This window comes from Pseudomonas sp. GM80, assembly GCF_000282515.1.
Taxonomy (GTDB): Bacteria; Pseudomonadota; Gammaproteobacteria; order Pseudomonadales; family Pseudomonadaceae; genus Aquipseudomonas.
The window spans coordinates 1-25,372 of the sequence record NZ_AKJD01000005.1 but is presented as its reverse complement, the minus strand read 5'-3'; the positions used below and the strand labels follow the sequence as shown (position 1 = coordinate 25,372).

The window sequence follows — 25,372 nt, the reverse complement described above, 5'->3', positions numbered from 1 at the left end:
TGGCTTCCCCCCGCCACATCGAAGCTTGTGCTTCGCGTGCCAGTTGGGCTGCGGTAAAGGTCTGGCCAGATGCATGTTTTCTGCCGTCAACACGGCAGGCATCGAGAAAAGAGCTCAACAGTGAGGCTTTCACCGCAAAGTTCATGTTCTGTGCGTCAGGTATGGATGAGGTGACGAGACCGATCACGGCCCCGGAAGAATCGAAGAGCGGGCTGCCGCTGGAGCCCGGCTGAATGGCTGCGGTGAACTGCAGCAGGCTGGCGTCGTTGTGCAAACCGAACAGGGCCGACACACCGCCCTGAGTGACGTGGACACCACCGCCGGCAAAACCGGCCAAAGGAAACCCCAGCGCGACAATGGCTTCGCCCAGATCGCAACCGAAGCCGGACTTGAACGCTACCGGTTTCAATGCCGGGCAATCGATCACCCGCAGCAGAGCGATGTCGTTGCGTCGATCAACCACAACGGGATCGGCACGATAACGCCCGTCAAACGAGGCAATGTGGATCTCACGCATGCCTTCAATGACGTGGGCGCAGGTCATGACATGGGTGGCAGAGACGGCGAACGCCGTGCCGGTGGCGCTGCTCGGCGGTCGACCGGAGCCTGAGCCACTGGAGCGGCCATTGGGATGGGCGTCGTCGATATCCAGACCGATACGCCGGCCAAGCGCCGCGAGGCCGTAGGCAGAGCCTTCAGCCAGCGCACGAAATTTCCATTGGTCATTTCGGCGGTAGAACTCGCCAATGATGATGGCGGACTCGCCGTTTTCGCCAAGATCCAGCGCGTAATCAATCTGGCCATCGACCTGCAGGCGCAGGTTTTTCAGCTCACTCACCGGCCCCGCAGCAGAAAAGGTGTACACCACCAGGAGCACGCGATCGCTGCCCGCCGGGATTTCGTCCAGTTTCAGCTTGCAGCCGACTTTCTGCTGGTCCTCGACCCATTCCATCCAGGCGCGTGGCGTCTGAAAGAGGGCAGGATCACCTTTCGGGCGGCGTTTTTCATCAACCGGCAATATGGCAACTGCGGCGTACTCCCCGAAAGCCGAAGAGTTACCACATTCCAGAGTCCATTCACTCCGGGCGCTTGATACTGCGGTGTTTGCGCCAGGCGCTAGCACCATCATTCCTTGAAAACTCCTTGGATTGCTTCCTGCGTGGGTCTGTGCCGGTCGACGCAAACGAGCAAATGGTATCAGACTTCATAGGCCTATTTAATATCAGGGTGATGCTACCGCCGCAACGGTGATCCCCTTTACCCGCACGTCTGGTCGCCAAATCCCTTGGGGCTCGGGCAAGCCTAGCCGACGAGCGGCAAAAATCCCCGCCAGGTTCACTCCGGCCGCCCGGGTGTAGCCGACGCCGCCGGAATAACGCGCGTTGATCTCTAGCAGGTGCGGGTTACCGTCTGCGTCGTCACGGGTCTGAACATTGACGATACCGTCACACTTGAAGTGCTCGGCGGCCTTCAAGGCAAGCTCGATCGCCGCCCCTTCACGCTCGCAGAGTTGATGCAGGCCTTTCTTGCGACGGCCGACGAACGCAACCGGGCGCCCGGCTTCACAGACCATGTCCACCGAACATTCACTGCCCGCCATGTATGGCATGACCAGCATCGGTGGTGGCGGCGTCAGTGCCGAACGGTAGCCGTGCATATAGATGTCGAAGTTCACTTCACGCACATCGGGGTTGGCGAAGCAGCGAAAAGGGTCGGCACTGGCCTTGAACCGCCAGAAACCCTGACCGTAAATGCCCACGGCAGGTTTGACACAGACTTCCCCCGACGCCGATAACATCTGGTAAGCCGCTTGCAGTTCCTCGGCATTCGACGCGGTGATTGCCGGCACGCAGGCCAGACCCGCGCGCTCCGCCTCAGCCGTGAAGCGGCTTTTGTCGTCGACCAGGTCAAACGTGTCGAGCGACAGTGCACCGGTGACCAGCACCAGCCCGGCGCGCTCGAAGCGCTCGCGGGCATGTTCGAACTCCCGGCCCACACGACCGGCCAGTACAACCTTGATCTGATGAGCCTGCGCGGTGGCAATGACCCAATCGATGCGTTCCTGATTGTCCGCAGGCTCGACAAAACTGACGTCGGCAACCGAAGTGATTTCGGGACGATCCTGTCGATGCGAGGCGTAAATCTTCACTTCGGCCGGCAACGCTTCGCGCGCGCCGAGAATGATGTCCCGTTGACTGGACTGCCCTTCGAGAAACCAGATCACTATTTGTTACCCTCCCTTGTCGATGCGCCGAAAGCCGTAAAACACATGAAAAATTCGCCGACTTCCACTGTTGGAGCGGACAGTACCGACTTGCGGTGCAAACTCAAGGGGTACAGTGCAAATGGCCTGCCTCGGCAAATGCCACGCGCAACGCCCCTGACGATTATCGGGTGGCGACAATGAACAACCGCGGGAACGGCAACAGTACCGAACCATCAGCCAGCGCCGGATAGGCCTCTTCGACTCGCGCCTGGTATTGCTCCAGAAACGCTGCCTGCTCGACCTCGCTCAACGGGTTGAGAAACGGGATCAGACCACTACCCTTGAACCACTCGACCACGCCCGCCGCTCCGCCAGTCAACTGATGGTGATAGGTGGTGCGCCACACGTCGACTCGCGCACAGTGCGGTCGTAGCATGGAAAAATAATCGCTGGCGCTCGCCATATCGGTGCGCTGCCCTGCTGCTCCCGCCAGTTTGCTCGCCCACGGGCCATTGGCGGCGACTTCACGCATCAGCCGATGAGACGGTTCATTGAGGTTGTCCGGCATCTGGATCGCCAGACTGCCACCGGACGCCAACCTGCCTGCCAGCGCCGGCAATAACGCCGCATGGTCCGGCACCCACTGCAACACCGCATTGGCGAAAATCACATCGAAGCGACCTTCGTCGGCCCATTGATCAATGTCGCCCACCTCAAACTGCAACTGCGGCAAGCGCTTGCGTGCGGCCTCGATCATGTCAGCCGAGCTGTCCAGTCCGCTGACGCCTGCCCCCGGAAAGCGCTGCACCAGGAGTTCAGTCGAGTTGCCCGGGCCGCAACCGATGTCGATGACCGAGCGCGCTTCAGCCAATGGAATCGCCGCCAGCAGATCGCGCGCCGGCCGGGTACGTTCATCTTCGAAGGCGACATATTGCTGGGCAGACCAACTCATTGCGTTCTCCTGTCAGGGGGTGTTGCAGCGGTTGGTTACAATACAGGTTGCATCGTGATTCGCTCCAGAGCGACTCATTTCAAAGCATGTCTGCGAAGACCGTTCTTTATCGCCAATGCTTAGGTGCCTATTGCGTTTCTGACCGTCCGTCGAGCCAGACAAAAGCGATTTTGACAGCAAAAAAAATCTACCTATAGTCAAGTGGCGGCAGTCGGAAGGAACCCGATTCTCTCGTCTTCGTGCAAGGAGCACGGCCTGCTCATACCTCATGACCGGTGGGTTCCCCCAGTAGTGTGCTCGCGTAAGCCATACGGCAAGCAAGCGTCGTCGTGCCTGGATTGAGGCGCGACGGTCACTCTGAAAAAAGGAGCGTTACCATGTCTCGAGTTACGGATATTCTGGTCTCTATCGACACCGAAACCATTCTGAAAAAATATCCAAACATCAGCAAAGACCCGAAGAACCCCACGCTGATCGACTGGCATCATGTGTACATGGTCACCAATCAGGATAACGTCGTCAGTGGCCAGGCCGGTGGCGAGCTGGACCTCAAGGCTCAGGTCGGCGACCTGATCCGCTGGCGCGAAACAAGCCTGTCGCAGAGCTTCGAACAGGCGGTAATTTTCTACAAGTTCATCGGCAATGCCGGTGCTGACCTGATCTCGCCACCCTCGCCGCGCAAGGCTACAGCTTGTGTTGCGGTGCCCAATCGGGAAAACCCATCCGTCCCCAGCTGCCAGAAAGTCGATAACCATTATTGGTCGTCGGAGACCCTGGACTGCGGTCGCGTGACCTATCACTTCCACTTCCTGATCGTCGATCGCAACTGCCAGATCATCGGCTGCTGCTCGTGGGATCCGTTCATCTCCATTCATAACTGATGATGTTCAGGGCCCCTCGCCCAAGAGGGGCTCAACCGATCCGTTGCCGCCCCGGCCGGAACAGGATGTCTTGCCTTGGCCGAAGCGGTTGCCGTCTTGTGCCAACATCATGAAAGGAATCCATGATGACTTCCGAACCCATTCCCTCGCCCTCTTCTGCCGCTACAGATGCACACAATATCCTGCTGATCGTGGATGCCGAGTCAATGCTGAAGCGTCATCCGGACTCCAGCCTGGACCCGGCCGCGCCAACAGGCATTGCCGATGGTCTGGTCTTTTTCGCCGCGGGTAATAATTCGAAAGAAATAGTTATAAATGACAGCAAAGTGACACTGCCAATCGAGATCGGCCGCCTCCTGCATTTTCGTGGACGATCCATCAGCCTGATCGCCGAGCACAGCGTCGTCATCTATCGCATGACCGTCGCCAGCAGCGACGTGGTTACAGAACCGGCCCTGGAAGTCCACACGCACCTCACCGTCCCCGCTCCCGACCCGGCAAACCCGACCGTACCCGGCAGCCACAAGGCAGATGATCACTTTTGGGCTTGCACGGCGAAGGGTATCGGGGTCGAACAGTGCGAGTTGAGTTTCATGCTGGTGAACCAGCAGTGTGAGGCTGTGGGGTATTTCAGTTGGACGGTAGGCATGGAAATCACTGAGTAGGCGATAAAAAACCGGCCTCCAAGGGCCGGTTTATTGTCAGGCGTAGTACCCAACCGTTTTTTTCAGATGATCCGAATACTCATAGATGTCGTCGACCGTACTGATCGGATGGCGCGTTTCGTTCTTTTCCTCATCGAAGATACCGATGTACTTCTGGGATCGATTGAAATGCAATCTGCAGATCGGTTTGCGGTTGTTATCATCCAGCAGGATGCCGAAATAACTCTGAGTATCGCGCTGCACGATTCGCTTGGCATCGACGACCGAACGAACCAGCGCCCGAACGATGTGATACCCCTCCAACTCTTCCAGGGTGGTGATGATTTTATCGTCTGATTCGTCGCCTGGAACCAACGGATCTGTGCCCCCAGAAGCTGTCGGCACTGGCACCAACGCCTGGGGGATAGCGCCGCTCATTGCAGACTTCAACCGCTCGTTGATCTGGTCATTGAGAAATTGCGCGACAGCTTTACGCGTCAGCTCATGAAACTGCTCACGGACTTTCTGAGTGATCACACCGTCGTAAACGCGAGAGGCGAAAACCTTGACGAAATCATCGTCCGGCTTGCTGACCTGCGCTGCGATGACCTTCTTGATTTGGCTGACATATTTCAATTCGCCCGCCGCGTTGATGATCGAATCAACGTCAAAAGCCGACTTGGTCAATTTCACCAACTCGGGGACCGAGTACTCATCAATGTCCAGCAGATCCAGCTCCAAAAATGGCTTCTCATCCATTTTGTTCGGCGCATCGAGGTCCGTAAAAAACTTGTAGACCTGGCCATTGGTGAGAATCGAGATTCGTGCACTGGTGACATGAAAATAGCGGAATAGCTGGGAAGCATGATTGATGTGCAGAGGCTCACCGATCTTTTTGCACTCGATCAGAATCTGTACTTCCCCTCCCTTCATGATGGCGTAGTCAATTTTCTCGCCCTTTTTCGTGCCCACATCACACACGAACTCAGGCGTAACCTCTGTTGGGTCAAAAACATCGTAACCAAGCACCGTGCTGATGAAGGGCATGACAAATGCATTTTTCGTTGCTTCTTCCGTCTGGATTGCGGCGCTCTGCAACCGGACCTTGGCGGCTAGACTGGCTAACTTTTCGAAGAATTCCATGAGTGGCCTCTTGCGTGATTTTCTATCCGTGTAATGAGCTGCTGGCAATTTGATTGCCAACTGATACTAGCCACAAAACAGCACAATGAAAGTTTCACCCTCAAGTCATCCCTCGCGTCTTTGCCCCCCCTATTTTTCTCGAACGGAAAAAATTGTAAGTCGAATTTTCACAACCCCGTCAGTGTCTGAATTTCAGGCGCATCCCAATAAGGAACACGGCTATGAAATTCGCAAAGATTTCCCAGAAGCTCGCCCTGTGGGCCGGTAGCCCGAAGACGTTCATGGGGGCATTGATCCTGATTGGGTTGTGGGGGTTGAGCGGGCCGATTTTTAATTACAACGATACTTGGCAACTGATCATTAATACCTCGACGACGATCATCACGTTTTTGATGGTGTTCCTGATTCAGAACACGCAGAACCGCGACACCGACATCCTGCATTTGAAGATCGATGAATTGCTGCTGGTGACCAAAGAGGCGCAGAACGCGATGCTCGGACTGGAGGCGCTGGACCTCAAGCAACTGGAAGCGTTGCGCAAGCATTATCGGATGCTGGGTGAGGGCGAGGTGTTCAATCTTGAAGGGCTGGGCGAGAAGGGTAAGCCGAAACAGGATTTGAATGAGTGTTGATGGGTGACAAAAGATCGCAGCCTGCGGCAGCTCCTACATGGGGCGGGCTGCGATCTTTTTTGATTAGCGGCTGGCTTGCAGGGCGCGGGCCATTTGCAGGTGGTTTTGCAATTTGGGCAGCGTTTCGTCAGCGAAGGCTTTGATTTCCGGCACGTCGGTGGTTTGTGCTTGCTGCTGAATCTGTTCGATAGCCTCTTCAGTGGCTTTGACCTGACTGGCAGCGTAGGCCTGGTCGAACGTCGCGCCGTCTTTGACTTCTGGTATCAGTTCTTTGGCCTTGTCAGCCATTTCCTCGCGTGGGGCGACGGGCAAGTCGAGCTTCTTGGCGATCTTCGCCAGGTGCTGATTGGCCGTGGTGCGGTCATTGATCACGACGATGGTGTAATCCTTGACCTCTTTGGATTCGGTTTTGCCGTGCGCCAAGCGGCTGGCCTCAATGTCGGCCATGCCTTTTGCCGACGCTTCGTTGATGAAGTCGGCGGGCGACTGGGCGAAAGCACTGCTGGCACACAGGCCCAGCAATGTTGCAAAACTGATGTTGCGTACACGGGTGGCCATCCGGCTCATGGTCGCGCCCTCCTTACTCTGCAAATTCAAGCGGGAGCTTACGCCCCCGCCTCTCAATCAAAACAACCTCCACCGACTACTTCGATTTCTGAGCGGGCTTGCGGCCCATGTCTGTTTTCGCAGGCTCTTTATCAACTGTCGTGGTGGTTGTTTTCCCACCTTTGCGACCAGCTTCAGAGGCCTTCGTTCGATCGTTGGCGAAGTTTCCCGAGTTCGAGTTTCTTGAATTAGGCATGATTCTCTACCTCTTGGTATTGATCGTGGCGAGCAGGTGCCCGCCTAGATTGAGAATTTTCTGCCGGGCAAAGGTTTAGAAAAATTGCCCTCGATGCGACGAACGGCGCGACCGGATCAGTTATTGAAGGCGTGGTGGTTCAAGCGCTTGGCCGTGTACATCGCTTGATCGGCATGCCGGAACAGTTGTTCCTCGCCACTGCCGTGCTCGGGGTAGCGGGCGACGCCGATACTCGGCTGAATGCGCAGGTTGTGGCCATCCAGACGCATCGGTTGTACCAGCACCTGTCGGATTTTTTCCGCCACGCTGTCGGCATCTTCAGCGGCATGAACACTGTGCAACAGCACGACGAACTCATCACCGCCAATCCGCGCAACCGTATCGGTTTCACGCACGCAGCCCTTGAGGCGATTGGCCACGGTTTGCAGGAGCATGTCGCCCACCGCATGACCGAACGTGTCGTTGACCTGCTTGAAGCGATCAAGGTCGACATACAGCAACGCCATATGCCCGGATTGCTCGCGGGCGCCGGTTAAAGCCGCCGTCAAACGCTCGCGCAACAACTCCCGATTTGGCAATTGCGTGAGCTGATCGTATTGCGCCATGCGCCGCAGTCGGGCGTGCAATTGTTGGCGTTCAATGGCGGTTGCAACCTGGGCGCAGACGTATTGCAGCAGCTCCTTGTCCTGCTCGGTGTAGCGTTCGCCGCCGGGCAGGCTTTTGACGATCAACGCGCCGATGGTGCCGTTTTTCGAATTCAGGGGCACGCCGAGCCAGCAAGGCGAATTCTGCCCGGCGACCAGCGCGGCAAAATCAGCCGGGCAATCGTCGCTGTCGGGTGTCAGAAGAATCGGCTGACCGCTGCGGATCACTTCTGTGCACAAGCGCCCGGTGACGGTGCCGGGTTGCTCGGGCTGCAATTCGTGATCGTCGACATGATAGGGAAAGTTCAGTTGTGCGCAGTGCTCGTCGTACAGCGCCACGGAGAAATTCAGCGCCGGCAACCATTCACCGATGATCAGGTGAATACGCTTGAACAGCGCCAGCAGATCTTCGGCGACATGGGCGGCTTCGGAAATCGCATACAACGCCGCCTGGCGTGATTCGGCCTGTTTGCGTTCGGTGATGTCGCGGGCCACGGCGATGCGCAGTTGATCGACTTCTGACCAGCGCGCCGACCACAGAATGTGCGCGACGCGACCGTCCTTGCGCACATAACGGTTTTCAAAGTTGTGTTTCGGCTCGCCGCCCATGATCTCGCTGGCGGCCGCAAGCGTGCGCTGTCGATCAGCCGGGTGCACCAGTTCGATCATCGGCCGACCGATCAATTCGTCTGGCGTGTAGCCGAAAATACGCTCGCAGGCAGCGCTGACAAACACGAAGCGTCCCTGCTTGTCGACCGCACAAACGGCGTCCAGCAACAGGTCGATGTAACTCGCCAACGGCGCGGAATTTCGGCTTTCCATGGTTCAGCGTGGGTGTCCGGACAATGCAGCACTCATCAACCATCCCTGACCTTTTATTCACGCATCCCTGCACAGACCATCAAGCCTTGTTCGGCATCAACCCCGGCAGCGCATGCATCAGCGCGTTGACGGCAAAACCGATGAACATCACGCCGCACAGGCGGGTAATGAGCAGTTCGTGACGCTGATACAGCGTGCGCACCCGCTTAGCGCCGACCACGCCAATGAGAATAGCGTAGGCAAGCAGTCCACCGAGAAAACTCAGGGCGATCAGCGCTGGCAACATCGACCAGTTGAGCAGTTCGGCGCGACTCGACAGCAGCGCCGTAAAGGTCGCCACCGCCACCGGATAAGCCTTGGGATTGGTCAAACCGAACAGAATTCCGTGCCAGAACGGCTGACGCGCCGCGCCTTGTGCCTCGTCGCCGCTACGGCGCTGGGCCCGCACCGCACGCCAGCCGAGCCAGAACAGGTACAGGCCGCTGAGCACGCCAAGCACATCGAACGCCGTGCTGCCGATTTCCCGGGCGCCGACAATCGCGATCAGCGCCGTGCTGCACCAGACCACATCACCGAGCAAATGCCCGCAAAGGAACCCGGCCCCGGCCCGCCGCCCATGCGCCGCGCCAATGCCGAACACCGCCAGCACACCCGGCCCCGGCGTGATGCCGTAGATGAAACCCGAGGCCAGAACGGCCATTAGCAAAGATGGAGTCATGGAAAACCTGCAAGCGCCAGAACACGTGGCGGCCAGTCTATATCAGCCGATTGCGCCTGATCACTGCTCGTCGTAAAAACGCATGCCGGCGTACGGTTTTTGCCGACACGCCGCCAGCCTCGACGCCAGATCGCCAACATGCAGCTCCAGTTTGTGGCCATCCGGATCGAGGAAGTAGAACGACGCACCTTCGCTGCGGTTGTCGCGCCATGCCTTCACGTTGACCGCTTTTAGCCGCCGTACGAAACTCGCAAAGTCCGCGCTTTCCAGACTGAAGGCGTAGTGCGTGTAATCAGCGCCCGGCTCGGACTTGCGCAATGGATCCAGCGACAGACACAGCCACAGCCCCGGCAGCGACAGATACGCGCCGGCGTCCCACGTTGCCTCGACGCGCAACTGCAGCACATCGCGATAAAACGCCAGGCTGCGCTGCAGATCGCTGACCGCCAGGGTCAGGTGGTTGAGGCCGGTCAGCATGGATTCAGTAACCTCTGAAGTCCTCGGGGACGACGTATTGCTCGCCGTCGTAAGTCAGGGTGATCTGGGTTTTCTTCAGGTCAGTGGTTTTCGACACGCATTGGCCACCGGACTTGACGTCTTTCATTTTGCTGCCGCGGGTGGTGATGATCAAATCGGCGAAACCATGGTGACTCGTTGGCGCAACGTCGAGCGTGCGGCGGACCTGATTGGCATACCCGCTACAGTCACCCATGAATTCACCGTTGTTTTTGAACACCACCAAGCCTTCCAGTACCGGACGCAGCGCATTGCCCTCGCGGACGTACAGGGTCAGATCGGTTTTCTCATAAGGCAGTGCGCTGGAACTGTGGCCGAACAATGAACGCACGCCGAAAGCCCGCACGTCGGGCGCCAGGCGATAGCGCGCGGTGTCGATGCGCAAATCATCCAGGCGAATGGCGTCGGAGTTGTAAGCGCCCGGCTTGTGGTAAGTGGCGATGGGCGCGGCGTTGGCGGCATTGACGATCGACAGGTCGAGATCGTACATCCCGGCATCGTCACTCCCGGCGTCGGCAAGGTACGTCGACTTGAGTGCAATCGCCTGATTCTGGAACGCCGGCCAGACTTTGCAGCGGGACAGCGACTTGCCGTCGAAGTCTTTGGTCTGGCAGGCGGCCTGGGCGGTCATCGTTAACAGTCCCAGGACGATGAAGGAGCCCAGCAATGTGTTACGTGAAATCATTGTTCTTCCTTGAATAAAAAACGGTTGTCTTAGATGCGCTTGAAGTCGGCGGGCAATTCATATTTTTTGCCGTCATAACGGATTGTCGTCAGGACAGGTTTTTGCGTGACGGTTTTCGATTCGCACACCTCTCTCTCACCGCTGCCAACGGTCGAGCTGCTGATCGTTTTAACGATCAGGTCGGCATAGCCATGCGTGCTGGTTTTGGCCAGCTCCAGCGTTCGCGACGTTTCATAACGCTCGCCCGCACAATTACCATCCCACTCACCGCCATACTCGTATACCACCAGACGATCCATGACCGGACGCAGTGTGTTGCCCTCTTTCACATAGAGCGACAACCAGGTTTCATCCAGAGGATTCACGCGCGAAGAGCCTTTGAAGCGCACTCGAACGCCAAACGCCTGCAATTGCGGCGCGAGCTTGTAGCGGGCAGTGTCTAATTTCAGTTCATCCAGCGCGATCGCATCGACAGAGAAGGCAGCAGGCTGATGAAACGTCGCCAACGGCTGCGAGTCGCTGCTCGCCCTCAGCGACAACCCGAGGTCGTAGACACCCACGGTCTCTGTTGCGCCGTACACCGGATCGGGCGAGAAATGGGCGGCGGCGGTGATCGTCAGACCTGGAAACGCCGGCCAGTCCTTACAAATGGAAAAATCCAGCGCTTGCGCCTTGGGTGCAGGCGTGCAATCGGCAAACGCCGGCCCCGCCATCAACCACGCGCACACCGCCGCACACCCGATCCAGCCAGACTTCACTGTCACTTCCCGCTCCTTGATGAGGTTTCAGCCGCGCACTATCCCCTGCTGTATCGACCCTTTCAACCGAATCATCAGCAAATCAAAACGCATTTGGTCTTACCCAGAAGACAAACGGGACTGGCCTCTCCTCGTATCACGCTGTAGCGTCTTGTATTACACACCACTACACCGCCATACACGGCGACTGCCGCCAAAAGCGTGGTAAATAACGCTCAGCTCGCCGCGACTATCCCTTCCTGAATTTTTTGATTCAACCAGTTCAACGCCTGATCTCCACCCCGGCGCTTATGCCAGGCCAGCACAAACGTGAACGGCGGAATCTCGAACGGTGGCGGCACCACGACCAGTGTCTGCTGATCAATGTCGCGCACACTTCGCGATGACACGGTCAAAATCAGGTCCGTGCCACTGATCAACTGCGGCGCGACGTTCCAATGCGGCAGGCTGATCGCGACGCGGCGACGTTCGCGCAATGAGGTCAGCGCGCGTTCGATTTCCGGGGTGCCGCTACCGCGCATTTCCAGCAAGGCGTGGGGGCGCGACAGGTAAGTGCGCAGGTCCAGATGACCGCTGGCCGGCAACGTCCGGCGATCCAGCAAGCACACGTAGCGTTCTTCGAACAGCAGCGTGCTGCGCAATTCGTGGGGCATTTCCGGGAAGACCCCGGCCGCCACGTCGATATCGCCATTGAGCACGCCTTCAAGCATCCCTTCACGACTGGCATGGCTGATTTGCAAATCGATGCCAGGCGCCTCATGACGCAGGGTTCGGATCAGCGACGGGAGGATGATCGCCGCGCCATAGTCCGACATCGCCAGCCGAAAAGTCCGTCGTGCACTGGCCGGATCGAAGGTGTTGGGCGCCAGCAGCGATTGCACTTGTGCCAGGGCTTCGGTCAACGGTGCGATCAGTTCCAGTGCTCGCGCAGTCGGCACCAGCGTCGAGCCAGCCCGTACCAGCAGCGGATCACCGAGCACGTCACGCAGCCGCGCCAGCGCATGACTGACCGCCGGTTGGCTGAGGTGCAAGCGCTCGGCGGCGCGGGTGACGTGCTGTTCGCTAAGCAAGGCGTCGAGGATCACCAGCAGGTTGAGGTCGATGCGGCGTAGATCATTCATTTGATGCATGTTCTGGATGACGAAACGGAATTTAAATCTGCGCGACGAATACTCTAGAGTCCAGCAAAACCTGTTGGAGAGTGAACATGAGTACGTTGCAGTGGGCCGGGTTGTTGGCGTTGGCCGCGTTTGCCGGGGCGGTGGTGCCGTTTCAGGGTGCGATCAACAGCAATCTGGCGCGCGGCTTGGGCCATCCGCTGTGGGCGACATTGGCCTCGCTGCTGGTGAGTGTGTTGGTGTTGTTACCGGTGATTCTGCTGTTGCGCTTGCCGCTACCGTCGATGGCCTTTATCAGCAAAGCGCCGTTGTGGATGTGGGCCGGTGGTGCGTTTGGCGTGTGTTTTGTCGCGCTGGCGGTGGTGTTGCTGCCCAAGCTCGGGGCTTCGGGATTCATTGCCTTGGCGCTGGCCGGACAGGTGCTGGCTTCGATGCTGCTGGATCACTTCGGGTTGTTCGGGTTGCTGGAGAAACAGCTGACGCTGCCACGGGTGTTTGGGGCGCTGTTGTTGATTGCCGGGGTGGGGTTGATTCAGTTTGGCCATTCACCGGGAAAGGTTTTGGCAGCGCAATAAGATCAAAAGATCGCGGCCTTCGGCAGCTCCTACATTGACCGGATCATGTAGGAGTTGCCGAAGGCTGCGATCTTTTCAGCGGCTCAATATTTGTCGAGTGTGCGCAGTTTCTGCGGCAATCCCCATAGCAATAACGCCGCCGCGATCAATGCCGCGACACCGATGACATACAGCGCCGGCGTGGTGCTGCCGGTGAGGTCCCTGATGCGCCCGACCATGACCGGGCTGACGATCCCGCCGAACTGACCCAGGGTGTTGATCACCGCAATCCCGCCGGCGGCACCTGCGCCAGCACCGGCCAGCAACTTCGGTGGCAAGGTCCAGAAGCTCGGGATCGCAGCGATGATGCCCGCACCGAGCAAGCCGAGGGCGACAATCAGGAACGTGGTGTGGTCAGCAAAAATCCCCGCACTGAAGAAGCCGATTGCGCCGACCACCACCAGCCCCGCGACAAACTTGCGCCGCTCACCGGTGGCGTCCGATAACCGCCCGATGACGACCATGGTGATCGCGCCGCAGATGTACGGGATGGCCGTCAGCAGCCCGATCATCACCGGGCTCTCGGTACCGGCGCTGCGGATCAATTGTGGTGCCCAGAAATTCAGGCCGTAGGACGCGACCTGAATCAGAAAGTAGATCAGCCCCAAGGTCAGGAAACCCGGAATCCTCAGCGCCGCCAGCAACGAGCCGCCGCTCTTGTGCGGCTCGTGATGGGCGATACGGCTGGAGAGCAGTTTTTTCTCCTCGGCAGTCAGCCAGTGCGCGTCTTCGATGCGGTCCTTGAGCAGCATCAACACCAGGAAACCGAGGCCGACACACGGCACGCCGCCGAGCAGAAACAACCAGTGCCAGCCGCGCATTTGCAGCACGCCGTCGAGGTGTTCCAGCACCAGCCCGGAGAACGGCGCACCGACCAGACCGGCAAACGCCGAGGCCAGAAACAGCATTGAGGTGATGCGTCCACGGAAGTGCTGCGGGAACCACAGCGTCAGGTAATACAGCACGCCCGGGGCAAAACCGGCTTCCATCGCGCCGATCAGAAAACGCAGCGCGTAGAACTGCCATTCACTGGTCACGAAGACCATCAGTGCCGTCGCCACGCCCCACGACATCATGATCCGGGCGATCCAGCGGCGCGCGCCGACCTTGTACAACATCATGTTGCTGGGCACTTCGAACAACACATAACCGACCACGAACAGCCCGGCGCCGAGACCGTACGCGGTGTCGCTCAGGCTCAGGTCGGCTTGCAGCTGGAATTTGGCGAAGCTGATGTTGATGCGGTCGAAAAAGGCGAACAGGTAACAGACCATGATCAGCGGCATCAGGCGCCAGGCGACTTTGCTGACCAGGGCTTTTTCGGCATCGTGATCGACGGACGAGCTTGCGCCCGCCTCCATTACATTGAGGCTCATAGCTTTTCTCCAGGCGGACTGCCGGTGGGCGTCCGATTGTTTTTGTTGTCTGGTTTGGTTTTTAACTGTAGGAGTGAGCCTGCTCGCGATGGCGATGGGTCAGTCGACATCCGTGCTGGATGACAGACCGCAATCGCGAGCAGGCTCACTCCTACAGGGGAATGGCGGTGTTCAGGTGGGAATGGGGTGCAGGTCGCAATTGCGCCCGGCCTTGGCCAATTGGCCGGGGACTTCGTGCCCGAGAAGCGCCGGTAATCCGAGCGAGAGTTGCAACAACAGCGGCAAATCAATGCCGGTGTGGATGCCGATCTCATCGCACAGATTCACCAGATCTTCCGTGCAGATATTGCCCGACGCCCCCGGCGCAAACGGGCAACCACCGAGGCCGCCAAGCGCCGCGTCGAAACGCCGGGCACCGGCCTCGTACGCTGCCAGCACATTGCACAAACCCAGACCGCGAGTGTTGTGAAAGTGCAGGGTCAGGTCGGCCGCTGAAACCCGCTGCAACACCCGTCGCACCAAGCGATCGACCTGACGCGGATTGGCCATGCCGGTGGTGTCGGCGAGGGTGATGCCCTGAATGCCGAGTTCCTGATAGGCGTCGAGGATTTGCAGCACGCGATCCTCGGCGATCTGGCCCTCGAACGGGCAACCGAACGTCGTCGCAATGCTGCCATTGAGGCGCACGCCCGAGCCGCTGGCGAACGCGACAATGTCGCCGAACGCCGCCAGTGAATCTTCGCAACGCATGCGCATGTTGGCGAGGTTGTGGGTCTGGCTGGCAGACATCACCAGGTTCAGTTCATCGGCCCTCGCCTCCAGTGCGCGCTGTGCGCCTTTGAGATTGGGGATCAGCGCCACGTAAATCAGCCCCGGCTGCCGTTCAATGCCTTTGAACACCTGCTCGCCGTCACGCAGTGCCGGAATGGCTTTGGGCGAGACGAACGAACCGGCCTCGATGCGGCTGAAACCGGCCAGCGACAGCTGATCGATCAGCGCGATCTTGTCAGCGGTTTCCACCCAGGTCGGCTCGATCTGCAAGCCGTCGCGAGGCGAAACTTCCTGGACGATCAACGTTTGCGAATAGTCCGTGATCATTGCACCACCCCTTGGCTTTTCAGGCGTTCGATGTCGAGTTCAGTCAGGCCGAGACCGGCAAGGATACCGTCGGTGTGCTGGCCGAGGGTCGGCCCCGACCAGTTCACGCCGCCGGGGGTTTCCGACAGTTTCGGGACGATGCCGGGCATCTTCACCGTTGCACCGCCCGGCAGTTCGGCGTTGAGCAACATCTCCCGCGCCTGATAGTGCGGATCGGCAACAATGTCGGCGACCGAGTAGATGCGTCCAGCCGGCACTTCGGCGGCTTCGAGGGCGGCAAGTACGTCGTTGATCGGCAGGCTGCTGGTCCAGTGGGTGATGGCCGCATCGAGCATTCCGCTCTTGGCTGCGCGACCGTCGTTGTGAGCGAACTCCTCGGCGTCGGCCAGATCGCTGCGGCCAATGGTCTGCATCAGCCGCTTGTAGATCGGGTCGCTGTTGCCGGCGATCACCACGTAGGCGCCGTCAGCCGTCAGATAGGTATTGGAGGGGGCAATGCCCGGCAACGCGCCGCCACTGCGTTCGCGGACATGGCCGAGCATGTCGTATTCCGGCACCAGACTTTCCATGACGTTGAACACACTTTCGGCCAGCGACACATCGACCACCTGACCGCCGCCCTGCCCGGTCTTGACCCGCAGCAGCGACATCAAGGCACCGATCACCGCGTGCAGCGAGGCCAGTGAATCGCCGAGGCTGACGCCCACTCGCGCCGGCGGCGAACCGGGCGTGCCGGTGGTGTAGCGAATGCCGCCCATCGCCTCGCCGATCGCACCGAAACCCGGGCGGTCGCGGTACGGTCCGGTCTGGCCGTAGCCGGAAATGCGCACCAGGGTGAGGTTGGGATTGAGTGCGTGGAGCACGTCCCAGCCGAGGCCGAGTTTCTCCAGGGCGCCGGGACGCAGGTTCTCGATGATCACGTCGGCGTCGCGGGCCAGTTGCTTGACCAGTTCGATGCCTTCAGCGGATTTGAGGTTGAGCGCCAGCGACTTCTTGTTGCGCGATTGCAGGTACCACCACAGTGAGGTGCCTTCGTGCAGTTTGCGCCATTTGCGCAGCGGGTCGCCCTGACCCATGGCTTCGATCTTGATCACCTCGGCGCCGAATTCGGCGAGCATGCGCGCGGCAAACGGCGCAGCGATGAGGGTGCCGATCTCGATCACTTTGATCGCACTCAAGGGGGCAGTCATTGTGGGGTACCTCTTGTTCTTGGAATATGCGGCCAAGGCTAGAGGACACCGCGCGGATCAATCCAACCTTCACTCGGCAACAAGCGTTCGCGAACTGCGAACGCATCGCCCTCCCCCTGTAGGAGCTGCCGAAGGCTGCGATCTTTTGATCTTGCTCTTCAAAACAACAGATCAAAAGATCGCAGCCTTCGGCAGCTCCTACAGGGGGGATGTGGGGTGGGTGTGGGTGGATCAGTGGCGCAGGTGCTCGAACAACAATCGGCTGACGGGCGACAACCCCACCTCATCGCGCACCACCACAATCAGCGCGCGATCCGACCAGTCATCGGTCAGCGGCACCGCGTGCAGCCCCAGCGCCTGGCCGAACAACTCATACGCCCGCTGCGGCAAAATCCCGATGCCCATGTTGGCCTGAACCATCCGGCACACCGCATCAAACCCTGGCACATGGATGCGAATGCGCAGGACTTTGCCGGCCTGGCGCGCCGCCGCGTGGGTGCGCATGTTGATCGAACTGGCGGCGTGCAAACCGACGTAATCACTGTCCAGGGTTTCGGCGAACGCCACGCACGCACGCGCCGCCAAAGGGTGTTCGGGCAACATCACGACGACCAGTTTGTCCTCGCGGTAGAGCACGCTGTGCAGGCCTTTGGTGTCGCTGTCGTTGGAACAGATGCCGAGATCCGCGACGCCGTCGAGTACACCCTGAATCACCCCGGCGCTGGGCCGTTCTTCCAGATCGGTCTTGACCTGCGGATGCCGCGCCGAGAAGTCGCGCAGGTCTTCGGGGAGGAATTGAATGATCGCCGACAGGTTCGCCAACATGCGCACATAACCGCGCACACCGTGGCTATGCTCGCCCAACTCCAGGCCCATTTTTTCGACGTTGAACAGCATCTGCCGCGCATGGTGCAGCAAGGTTTCGCCGGCCGGCGTCAGGGTCATGCCTTTGGCCTGGCGCACGAACAGGCTGATGCCCAGCGCCTCCTCCAATTCCATCAGACGCTTGCTGGCCGCCGACACCGCAATGGCTTCGCGCGAGGCGGCGCGGGTCAGCGTGCCCTCTTCGTGCACGGCGACAAACAGTTGCAGGGTGATCAGATCGAGGCGGCGAATCAGGCTTTTCTGCAGCATGGAAGGCTCGCTGGCGGGGTTCGTTCGAGTCGGCAGGATAGCCCGGTTTTTGTTGAAGTCGGACATGTGATTAATCCGCAGACTTTCGCGGCTTCGCCCTACAAACAAAACTCCATCGCCTCTCAGGATTAGCGGAAACGGCCGATTTTTAGCCGACTTTGCGCTCTGTAAAGTCTGGCAATACACACAAATTGCAACACCCCATGGATCGCTACGCTCAAGGAATGTCGCCTGTGAATCTGCCGTTGCCCAGCCTCAACCTGTATTCCAACTACCGCAAAGTCATTGCCCTGGCCGATTACGATTGGGACATCGCCGAACTCGGCAAAGTCGCCGGGCTCAATGTCCACGTGCAAGGTGCCAACCGCCTGCTCGATCAGTACGGTCGTGAATTGCATCACTTCTGTACCACCTCTTATCTGGGCCTCGACCACCACCCGGCCCTGCTTGAAGGCGCCATTGCCGCGCTGCGCGAAACCGGCAGCCTGCGGGTCGCCAACTCGAAGAACCGCTGCAAACTGGCGATTCTGGAGCAATACGAAACCGAACTGTCGCAGCTGTTCGGTGCGGTCTGCCTGAGCACCTTGTCTTGCAGCGCGGCCAGCGCCGGCATCCTGCCGTTGCTGGCCAGCGGCATTTTCACCGAGGGGCAGCCACCGGTGATGGTGTTTGATCGCATGGCGCATTACTCGATGAGTCACTTGAAAGCGGCCTGCGCCGATGAAACCCGGGTGATCACCGCGCCGCACAACGACATGGATTTTCTCGAACGGACCTGCCAGCAGCACGCCCGTGTCGCCTATGTCGCCGACGGCGCCTACAGCATGGGCGGCGTCGCCAACATGGAAGGCCTGTTGTACCTGAAGGATCGCTATGGGCTGTTTCTGTACCTGGATGATTCCCACGCCTTGTCTGCCGTGGGCCAGCAAGGCGCCGGCCTGGTACGTCCGCAAGTAACGGCGCTGGAGGACGACTGCCTGATCGTCGCCTCACTGGCCAAATCGTTTGGCGCCAGCGGTGGGTTGGTCATGCTCGGCAACGCGCGGCAGAAAAAACTCATCCAGCGCTACGGCGGGCCGAGCAACTGGTCGCAAAGTCTCAACTGCGCGGCGATCGGCGCCGGGCGGGCCTCGATCCGTCTGCATCGCAGCGCAGAATTCGCCACGTTGCAGACGAGCCTGCAGGCTAATATCCGCCTGTTTGACAGCCTGATCAGCACCGAGCAATGCCACAGCAACATGGCCATCCGCCTGATCAAATGCGGCCAGGCGGCGGTGGCTAATCGTATTGCCAGTGAGTTGGCCGAGCAGGGATTTTTCACCAGCGCGGTGTTTTTCCCAGTGCTCGCGCAAGGCAAGGCGGCCATCCGGATTACCCTGCGCGCCGATATGTCGCCAGCACTGATCCGGCGCTTCTGCGAAGTGATGACCGAGCTGTTGCGCACCCACCGTTGCGATGTCGACGACTGAAACAGGGACGATTGATGAACGCCAGCGTCACCCTCCTGATCACCTGTAGCACGGTTTTTCTCGCCCAGTTGGGCATGAGCCTTTACCTGCCGGCGCTGCCGGAGATCGCCCACTCTCTGCAGGCTGAACCTGCGCAGGTGTCGTGGGGATTGGCGCTGTACCTGATCGGCATGGCGCTGCCGATGTTGAGTTGGGGCAGCCTGGCCCAGCGCATCGGGCGTAAACCAGTGTTGCTGGCAGCGTTGGGCATTTACGGGTTGGCCAATCTGGCGTTGCCGTTGGGTTCGACGCTGGAGGCGTTTTTACTCCTGCGCCTGCTGCAAGGTATCGGCGCGAGCGGTATTTCAGTGATGGCGCGGGTGCTGATCCGCGACAGTTTTCGCGGTGCTTTGCTGGCCAAGGCGTTGTCGTGGATTTCGATTTCATTCGTGGTGGCGCTGGGCATCGGCCAGTACCTGGGCTCGATCATCGAGGTGACGCTCGGATGGCAGGCGATCTTCTATTTGCTGGGCGTAACGTGCCTGTCGATGGCGCTGATCGTGTCGCGCGTGCAGTTTCCGACACTGGCCGACGAACCGGCCACCGACTCATCCTGGTCGGTGTACCGGCAGATTTTGCTCCATCGGGCGTTCCTGCTGCCGGCACTGGCCGGAGGTTTGGGCTATGGCGTGATCATCGCTTTCAACACGGCAGCGCCATTGATTCTGCAGGGGCCGTTCGCATGGTCGACGGTGGATTACGGGTTGCTCGGCTGGCCGATCAGTGCGGCGTATTTTCTCGGTGCGCTGGCGGTCAATCACTTCGTGTTGCGTACCGGTCAGGCGTGGTTGATGACCGTTGGCGTCGGTCTAGTGTTGGCCGGTAGCGGCGTGATGCTGCTGGGCAGTCTGGCGGCCAGTTCGGTCGCGTGGCTGTTTTGGCTGCCCTACTGCGTGGCGGTGTCTGGCCAGTCGCTCAATTACCCGATCAGCCTGTCACGCGCCAACGATGGCGCGCCGATTGCGGGGGCCTACGCGATGGCGTTGAGCGGCTTCATTCATCAATTGATGGCGGCGATCATTGGCGCGGTGGCCAGTCTGATCGCCAGCGCAGAGGCGTGGCCGTTGTCGCTGCTGTGCGTGTTGCTGGCCCTCGGCGCGATGCTCTGCACACGATTCGCGCCGGCGGGCAATCCGCGCTAGAACGCGTTACGGAAAATCTCCTCGATCTGCCGTTGATCCGCCGCGCGCGGGTTGGTCAGACCGCAAGCGTCTTTCAGCGCATTGGTGGCGAGCACCGGGATGTCGTTGAGCTTGGCGCCGAGTTCACGCAAGCCGCCGGGGATGTCAACGTCCCGGGCCAGGCAACGGATCGCGGTGATCGCCGCTTGCGCGCCCTCCTCGGCGCTAAAACCACGAATATCCGCGCCCATCGCGTGCGCCACATCGGTCAGGCGATCCGCACAGACCAGCGCGTTGAATGTCTGCACATGCGGCAGCAACACGGCGTTGCACACCCCGTGGGGCAAGTCGTAGAAACCGCCCAACTGGTGCGCCATCGCATGCACAAAACCGAGCGAGGCGTTGTTGAACGCCATGCCGGCGAGGAACTGCGCATAGGCCATGTTCTCCCGCGCGGCGAGGTCGCTGCCGTCGCGCACGGCCAGGCGCAAATTGTTGCTGATCAGGGTCATCGCCTTCAGCGCGCAAGCGTCGGTGATCGGGTTGGCGGCGGTCGAAACGTAAGCCTCGATCGCATGGGTCAACGCGTCCATGCCGGTGGCGGCGGTCAGGCCTTTGGGCATCGCGACCATCAATTGCGGGTCGTTGACCGACAGCAGGGGCGTGACGTTGCGGTCGACGATGGCCATTTTTACGTGGCGCGATTCGTCGGTGATGATGCAGAACCGCGTCATCTCGCTGGCGGTGCCGGCGGTGGTGTTGATGGCGATCAGCGGCAGTTGCGGTTTGCTCGATTGATCGACGCCTTCGTAATCGCGAATTTCACCGCCGTTGGTCGCACACAGGGCAATGCCCTTGGCGCAATCGTGAGGCGAACCGCCGCCCAGCGAGACGACAAAATCGCAGCGACTTTCCTTGAGCAAGCCCAGCCCGGACTCGACGTTGGCGATACTCGGGTTCGGCTTGGCGCCGTCGAAAATCACCGAGTCGATGTCCTGCATCGCCAGTTTCTCGGCGAGCATGGTGGCCACGCCGGCCTTGGCCAGCCCCGCGTCGGTGACGATCAGCGCCTTGCGAAAACCGTAGTTGCGAATCGCGATCATGGCTTCGTCGAGGCAGCCGTTGCCCATGATGTTTACCGCCGGAATGAAAAAGGTACTGGTCATGCGCACGTCTCCTGACAGGGGCCGAATCGACTGCTCCGGTTCGGCGGATGCACACAGGATCGACCGATCGGTCACCGTCGATGTTGATCTGGCTCAATGCCCGCTCGTGATAAAGTCGCCGCCCATCAGCCCCTATGTTTTGAGACCTCCTACGCAATGACCGATTTTCTGGATGTCGACGCCTCCCTCGAAGACTGGAACGCCCTGCGCGCCACAGCCGAGTTCAACGGCCTGCTGGTGGGCAATGGCGCCAGCCGTGCGGTGTGGGACGATTTTGGCTACGACTCGCTGTTCGAAAACGCCCGCACCGTGGAAGAGAAACCGCTGAGTGCCTCGGAACTGGCCGTGTTTGACGCGATGCAGACGCGCAGCTTCGAGCAAGTGCTCGGCGCACTGAAAACCACCAGCCGGGTCAACAAGGCGCTGGCCGTCAGCTCCGCCGCACCGCGCAATCGCTACTACGCGATCAAGGAAGCGCTGATCAACACCGTGCACGCCGTGCACATTCCTTGGCGACTGGTGAAAGCCTCGACGCTGGCGACTTTGAATGACGAACTGGCGCGCTATCGCACGGTGTTCACCACCAATTACGACTTGCTCAACTACTGGGCGCTGCAACACCAAAGCGAGGCCATCGACGACCTGTTCAACGGCGCCAATGCGAGTTTCGATCTGGCCGAAAGCGCCACTGACAAACCGCGTTTGCTGTACCTGCATGGCGGTCTGCACCTGGTGCGCAATCAGGATGGCACGGCGCGCAAACTGACCTCGACCGAGGGCACGTTGCTCGGCAGCTTCGCCATCAACAATACGATCAAGACGCTGGATGACGTGCCGCTGTTCGTCACCGAAGGGCCGAGTGCGGACAAGCTCAAAACCATTCGCAGCTCGGATTACCTGTCGTTCTGTTATGAGCAGTTGTTGGGGCATGACGGCGGTTTGTGCATCTTTGGTCATGCCTTGGGCGAGCAGGATGCGCACATCGTTCGCGCGCTGCGCTTGGCGAAACCGAAGACTGTGGCGATCTCGATTTATCCGCGCAGTGCGGCGTTTGTGCAGCATCAGAAGCGGCATTACGCGCAGGTGTTTGACGGGACGGGGGCTGAGTTGCGGTTTTTTGATGCGAAGACGCATGCGCTGGGCAGTCCGAAATTGTCGGTACCGGTCGAGGTTTGAAGCAAGATCAAAAGATCGCAGCCTCCGGCAGCTCCTACAGTTGCAATGCGTTCCCCTGTAGGAGCTGCCGAAGGCTCGGGCCGCGTTCGGACGATCTTTTGATTTCAGGGTTCATTCTTCAGCGCTGTGCACCACCACCAGCAACTGCGCCTGCACCTCGCCGACCGAGCGGATCCGGTGCGGTTTCTGTGCATTGAAGTGCAGCGCATCGCCGCGCTGCAGCAGCACTTTCTCGTTCATGAAATCCACTTCCACCTGCCCTTCGTGAACGAACAGAAACTCCTCGCCCAAATGCTCCTTGAAGGTCTTGTCGCTGAACTCGCTCGGCGGATAGATGATGAACGGCAGCAAATTGCGCTCGCTGACCTGGTGCGCCAGCACCGCATACCCCGGGCTCTGATCATTGGCGGCCAGTGACTGACGTTCATGGCTGCGCACCAGGCTGTAGCTGTCGAGGCTGACGTTGTCTTCGGAGAACAATTCCTCGACCTTCACGTTCAGCGCTTTCGCCAGTTTCAACGCGGCAGCAATCGACGGTGTGTTCAACCCGCGCTCGACTTTCGACAGATAACTCTTGGTCATGCCGGATTTTTCGGCCAGTGCCTCAAGGGTTACGCCAAGTTTTTTTCTCAATAATTTCAAACGGATAGACATGCGCTGCGGTTATTCCATCAAGGAAGCGACGATTTGTGCTTGCCAATGACACTTTGTGTCATATAGCCTCTTTCGTGTCATTTGCAATCACCCAAAGGACACAGACATGGCCAAGACATTAGCACTACCCAAAGACCAACTGGTCAAGCAAGCGCTGACCCAGATGCAAAAAAGCCTTGCGGATAATACGTGGACAGACCGGCAAAAGCTGGCTTTGACCTGCCGGATTCTGTTCGAGAACGGTCACGACTCAGGCCTGGCCGGACAAATCACTGCCCGTGGCCCGCAGCCCGGCACCTATTACACTCAGCAATTGGGCTTGGGTTTCGACGAAATCACCGCGAGCAATCTGCTGCTGGTCAACGAGGATCTGGAGGTGCTCGAAGGTCACGGCATGGCCAACCCGGCCAACCGTTTTCACAGCTGGGTGTACCGCGCCCGGCCGGACGTCAACTGCATCATCCACACCCACCCGACGCACGTTGCCGCGCTGTCGATGCTCGAAGTGCCGCTGCAGATTTCCCACATGGATCTGTGCCCGCTGTACGACGACTGCGCGTTTCTCGAAGGCTGGCCGGGCGTGCCGGTGGGTAACGAAGAAGGTGAATTGATTGCCGGTGCGCTGGGCGACAAACGCGCAATCCTGCTTTCGCACCACGGTCAGCTGTCGACCGGCACGACCATTGAAGAGGCCTGTGTCATCGCTCAATTGATCGAACGCGCGGCGAAGTTGCAGTTGCTGGCGATGGCGGCGGGCACGATCAAACCGATCATCCCCGCGCTGGGCCGCGAAGCCCATGACTGGATCGCCAAGCCGAAACGCCACGCCGCCGCCTTCAACTATTACGCCCGGCAGAACCTGCGCCAACACGCCGATTGCCTGAACTGAAACCCTCTTACGGAGACGCTCCCATGTCCAACATTCACGGCATCATCGGCTACACCATCACCCCGTTCAGCGCCAATGGCGAAGGGCTGGATCTGCCGGCACTCGGCCAATCGATTGACCGCTTGATCGCCAGCGGCGTCCACGCCATCGCGCCATTGGGCAGCACCGGCGAAGGCGCTTACCTGAGCGATGCGGAGTGGGACCAAGTCGCCGAATTCAGTATCAAGCACGTGGCCAAACGGGTGCCGACCATCGTCAGTGTGTCCGACCTGACCACCGCCAAAGCCGTGCGCCGCGCACGTTTCGCCGAAGCCCATGGCGCCGATGTGGTGATGGTGCTGCCGGCGTCGTACTGGAAGCTCAGCGAGGCGGAAATTCTCGCGCATTACCGCGCCATCGGCGAGAGCATCGGCGTGCCGATCATGCTCTACAACAACCCGGCCACCAGCGGCACCGACATGTCGGTCGAGCTGATTCTGCGCATCGTCAACGCCGTGGAAAACGTCACCATGGTCAAGGAGAGCACCGGCGATATCCAGCGCATGCACAAGCTGCAATTGCTCGGCGAAGGTCAGGTGCCGTTCTACAACGGCTGCAATCCGCTGGCACTGGAGGCGTTTGCCGCCGGGGCGAAAGGTTGGTGCACAGCAGCGCCGAACCTGATCGCGCAATTGAATCTGGACCTTTATGACGCGGCCATGGCCGGCGACCTGGACCGGGCGCGCGACTTGTTCTACCGCCAGTTGCCGTTGCTGGACTTCATCCTCAAGGGTGGGCTGCCGGCAACCATCAAGGCCGGGCTGCGTGCAACCGGGCTGGAGGTGGGCGAACCGCGCTTGCCGGTGTTCCCGCTGAACGAGGCCGGCCGCGCTCACCTCAACGACCTGCTGAAAACCCTACGCTAACCACCCCTGTAGGAGCTGCC

27 protein-coding genes are annotated in these 25,372 nt (G+C 59.6%); 9 read left to right on the top strand and 18 right to left on the bottom strand.

Features of this window, described 5'->3' with window-relative positions:
* The 3 genes from PMI37_RS00285 to tam all read right to left on the bottom strand — a co-directional run.
* On the bottom strand, positions 1 to 1,129 hold a 1,129-nt coding region (locus PMI37_RS00285; RefSeq protein WP_008076897.1), incomplete at its 3' end, for a trypsin-like peptidase domain-containing protein.
* Positions 1,130 to 1,222: 93 nt separating this feature from the next.
* On the bottom strand, positions 1,223 to 2,224 hold the full coding sequence (locus tag PMI37_RS00280; protein WP_008076896.1) for an ATP-grasp domain-containing protein: 1,002 nt from the start codon (positions 2,222 to 2,224) through the stop codon (positions 1,223 to 1,225).
* Positions 2,225 to 2,387: 163 nt separating this feature from the next.
* Positions 2,388 to 3,158 carry a trans-aconitate 2-methyltransferase gene (tam, locus tag PMI37_RS00275; RefSeq protein WP_008076894.1) on the bottom strand — a complete coding sequence of 257 codons (771 nt, stop codon included), beginning with the start codon at positions 3,156 to 3,158 and terminating at the stop codon, positions 2,388 to 2,390.
* Between the two features lie 377 nt (positions 3,159 to 3,535).
* On the opposite strand from tam, the gene PMI37_RS00270 reads away from it, so the two are divergent.
* Entirely contained in the window at positions 3,536 to 4,039 is a 504-nt protein-coding gene (locus PMI37_RS00270; RefSeq protein WP_008076892.1) for an inclusion body family protein, read from the top strand.
* Positions 4,040 to 4,164: 125 nt separating this feature from the next.
* A complete protein-coding gene (locus PMI37_RS00265) occupies positions 4,165 to 4,704 on the top strand; it encodes an AidA/PixA family protein (RefSeq protein WP_008076891.1) in 540 nt (179 codons plus the stop codon).
* Positions 4,705 to 4,740: 36 nt separating this feature from the next.
* On the opposite strand, the gene PMI37_RS00260 is transcribed toward PMI37_RS00265, so the two are convergent.
* Positions 4,741 to 5,826: a type I restriction endonuclease gene (locus PMI37_RS00260; protein ID WP_008076889.1), complete on the bottom strand. Its 1,086-nt coding sequence runs from the start codon at positions 5,824 to 5,826 to the stop codon at positions 4,741 to 4,743.
* 221 nt (positions 5,827 to 6,047) lie between these two features.
* Here PMI37_RS00260 and PMI37_RS00255 point away from each other — a divergent pair, with 221 nt between their 5' ends.
* The gene (locus PMI37_RS00255; RefSeq protein WP_008076887.1) at positions 6,048 to 6,458 is read left to right on the top strand and encodes a low affinity iron permease family protein; all 411 of its coding nucleotides are present in this window, start codon (positions 6,048 to 6,050) and stop codon (positions 6,456 to 6,458) included.
* Between the two features lie 63 nt (positions 6,459 to 6,521).
* Here PMI37_RS00255 and PMI37_RS00250 read toward each other — a convergent pair whose 3' ends face one another.
* The 8 genes from PMI37_RS00250 to PMI37_RS00220 form a co-directional block, all read right to left on the bottom strand.
* Positions 6,522 to 7,025 carry a DUF4142 domain-containing protein gene (locus PMI37_RS00250; RefSeq protein ID WP_008076884.1) on the bottom strand — a complete coding sequence of 168 codons (504 nt, stop codon included), beginning with the start codon at positions 7,023 to 7,025 and terminating at the stop codon, positions 6,522 to 6,524.
* A 76-nt stretch (positions 7,026 to 7,101) separates the two neighbouring features.
* Positions 7,102 to 7,260, bottom strand: coding sequence for a KGG domain-containing protein (locus PMI37_RS31015; protein WP_081500477.1), 159 nt, complete (start codon positions 7,258 to 7,260; stop codon positions 7,102 to 7,104).
* Positions 7,261 to 7,376: 116 nt separating this feature from the next.
* On the bottom strand, positions 7,377 to 8,726 hold the full coding sequence (locus PMI37_RS00245; RefSeq protein ID WP_008076882.1) for a sensor domain-containing protein: 1,350 nt from the start codon (positions 8,724 to 8,726) through the stop codon (positions 7,377 to 7,379).
* A 79-nt stretch (positions 8,727 to 8,805) separates the two neighbouring features.
* Entirely contained in the window at positions 8,806 to 9,444 is a 639-nt protein-coding gene (locus PMI37_RS00240) for a LysE family translocator (RefSeq protein WP_008076879.1), read from the bottom strand.
* A gap of 60 nt (positions 9,445 to 9,504) precedes the next feature.
* The gene (gene fos / locus PMI37_RS00235; protein WP_008076877.1) at positions 9,505 to 9,921 is read right to left on the bottom strand and encodes a fosfomycin resistance glutathione transferase; all 417 of its coding nucleotides are present in this window, start codon (positions 9,919 to 9,921) and stop codon (positions 9,505 to 9,507) included.
* A gap of 4 nt (positions 9,922 to 9,925) precedes the next feature.
* Complete coding sequence (locus PMI37_RS00230; protein WP_008076875.1) at positions 9,926 to 10,645, bottom strand: hypothetical protein; 720 nt, start codon at positions 10,643 to 10,645, stop codon at positions 9,926 to 9,928.
* Between the two features lie 29 nt (positions 10,646 to 10,674).
* Positions 10,675 to 11,409 (bottom strand): hypothetical protein, encoded by a 735-nt coding sequence (locus PMI37_RS00225; protein WP_008076873.1) that lies wholly within the window; start codon positions 11,407 to 11,409, stop codon positions 10,675 to 10,677.
* Positions 11,410 to 11,618: 209 nt separating this feature from the next.
* Positions 11,619 to 12,533, bottom strand: a complete 915-nt coding sequence (locus PMI37_RS00220) for a LysR substrate-binding domain-containing protein (protein ID WP_008076871.1) — start codon at positions 12,531 to 12,533, stop codon at positions 11,619 to 11,621.
* A 77-nt stretch (positions 12,534 to 12,610) separates the two neighbouring features.
* On the opposite strand from PMI37_RS00220, the gene PMI37_RS00215 reads away from it, so the two are divergent.
* Positions 12,611 to 13,096: a DMT family transporter gene (locus tag PMI37_RS00215; protein ID WP_008076869.1), complete on the top strand. Its 486-nt coding sequence runs from the start codon at positions 12,611 to 12,613 to the stop codon at positions 13,094 to 13,096.
* Positions 13,097 to 13,179: 83 nt separating this feature from the next.
* Here PMI37_RS00215 and PMI37_RS00210 read toward each other — a convergent pair whose 3' ends face one another.
* The 4 genes from PMI37_RS00210 to PMI37_RS00195 all read right to left on the bottom strand — a co-directional run bounded on the left by PMI37_RS00210 (position 13,180) and on the right by PMI37_RS00195 (position 17,933).
* Entirely contained in the window at positions 13,180 to 14,511 is a 1,332-nt protein-coding gene (locus tag PMI37_RS00210; RefSeq protein ID WP_008076867.1) for an MFS transporter, read from the bottom strand.
* Between the two features lie 171 nt (positions 14,512 to 14,682).
* The gene (locus PMI37_RS00205; RefSeq protein WP_008076865.1) at positions 14,683 to 15,609 is read right to left on the bottom strand and encodes a hydroxymethylglutaryl-CoA lyase; all 927 of its coding nucleotides are present in this window, start codon (positions 15,607 to 15,609) and stop codon (positions 14,683 to 14,685) included.
* Entirely contained in the window at positions 15,606 to 16,799 is a 1,194-nt protein-coding gene (locus PMI37_RS00200; protein WP_008076863.1) for a CaiB/BaiF CoA transferase family protein, read from the bottom strand. Before PMI37_RS00200 ends, PMI37_RS00205 begins: the two co-directional genes overlap by 4 nt.
* A gap of 231 nt (positions 16,800 to 17,030) precedes the next feature.
* On the bottom strand, positions 17,031 to 17,933 hold the full coding sequence (locus PMI37_RS00195; protein WP_045122879.1) for a LysR substrate-binding domain-containing protein: 903 nt from the start codon (positions 17,931 to 17,933) through the stop codon (positions 17,031 to 17,033).
* A 233-nt stretch (positions 17,934 to 18,166) separates the two neighbouring features.
* Here PMI37_RS00195 and PMI37_RS00190 point away from each other — a divergent pair, with 233 nt between their 5' ends.
* Both PMI37_RS00190 and PMI37_RS00185 read left to right on the top strand, forming a co-directional pair.
* On the top strand, positions 18,167 to 19,402 hold the full coding sequence (locus PMI37_RS00190) for an aminotransferase class I/II-fold pyridoxal phosphate-dependent enzyme (protein ID WP_008076860.1): 1,236 nt from the start codon (positions 18,167 to 18,169) through the stop codon (positions 19,400 to 19,402).
* Positions 19,403 to 19,416: 14 nt separating this feature from the next.
* Positions 19,417 to 20,583: an MFS transporter gene (locus tag PMI37_RS00185; RefSeq protein ID WP_008076859.1), complete on the top strand. Its 1,167-nt coding sequence runs from the start codon at positions 19,417 to 19,419 to the stop codon at positions 20,581 to 20,583.
* Here the strand turns inward: PMI37_RS00185 and yiaY are convergent.
* Complete coding sequence (gene yiaY, locus PMI37_RS00180; RefSeq protein WP_008076858.1) at positions 20,580 to 21,728, bottom strand: L-threonine dehydrogenase; 1,149 nt, start codon at positions 21,726 to 21,728, stop codon at positions 20,580 to 20,582. The two genes, PMI37_RS00185 and yiaY, sit on opposite strands and share 4 nt — an antisense overlap.
* Before the next feature lie 156 nt (positions 21,729 to 21,884).
* Between yiaY and PMI37_RS00175 the strand changes: the two genes are divergently transcribed.
* Positions 21,885 to 22,904, top strand: a complete 1,020-nt coding sequence (locus tag PMI37_RS00175) for a DUF4917 family protein (RefSeq protein WP_008076857.1) — start codon at positions 21,885 to 21,887, stop codon at positions 22,902 to 22,904.
* Between the two features lie 111 nt (positions 22,905 to 23,015).
* On the opposite strand, the gene PMI37_RS00170 is transcribed toward PMI37_RS00175, so the two are convergent.
* The gene (locus PMI37_RS00170) at positions 23,016 to 23,558 is read right to left on the bottom strand and encodes a helix-turn-helix domain-containing protein (protein ID WP_008076856.1); all 543 of its coding nucleotides are present in this window, start codon (positions 23,556 to 23,558) and stop codon (positions 23,016 to 23,018) included.
* A gap of 106 nt (positions 23,559 to 23,664) precedes the next feature.
* Here PMI37_RS00170 and PMI37_RS00165 point away from each other — a divergent pair, with 106 nt between their 5' ends.
* Together PMI37_RS00165 and PMI37_RS00160 are read left to right on the top strand one after the other, a co-directional pair.
* Entirely contained in the window at positions 23,665 to 24,447 is a 783-nt protein-coding gene (locus tag PMI37_RS00165) for an aldolase (RefSeq protein ID WP_008076855.1), read from the top strand.
* A gap of 23 nt (positions 24,448 to 24,470) precedes the next feature.
* The gene (locus PMI37_RS00160) at positions 24,471 to 25,352 is read left to right on the top strand and encodes a dihydrodipicolinate synthase family protein (protein ID WP_008076854.1); all 882 of its coding nucleotides are present in this window, start codon (positions 24,471 to 24,473) and stop codon (positions 25,350 to 25,352) included.
* The last annotated feature ends 20 nt before the right edge of the window (positions 25,353 to 25,372 follow it).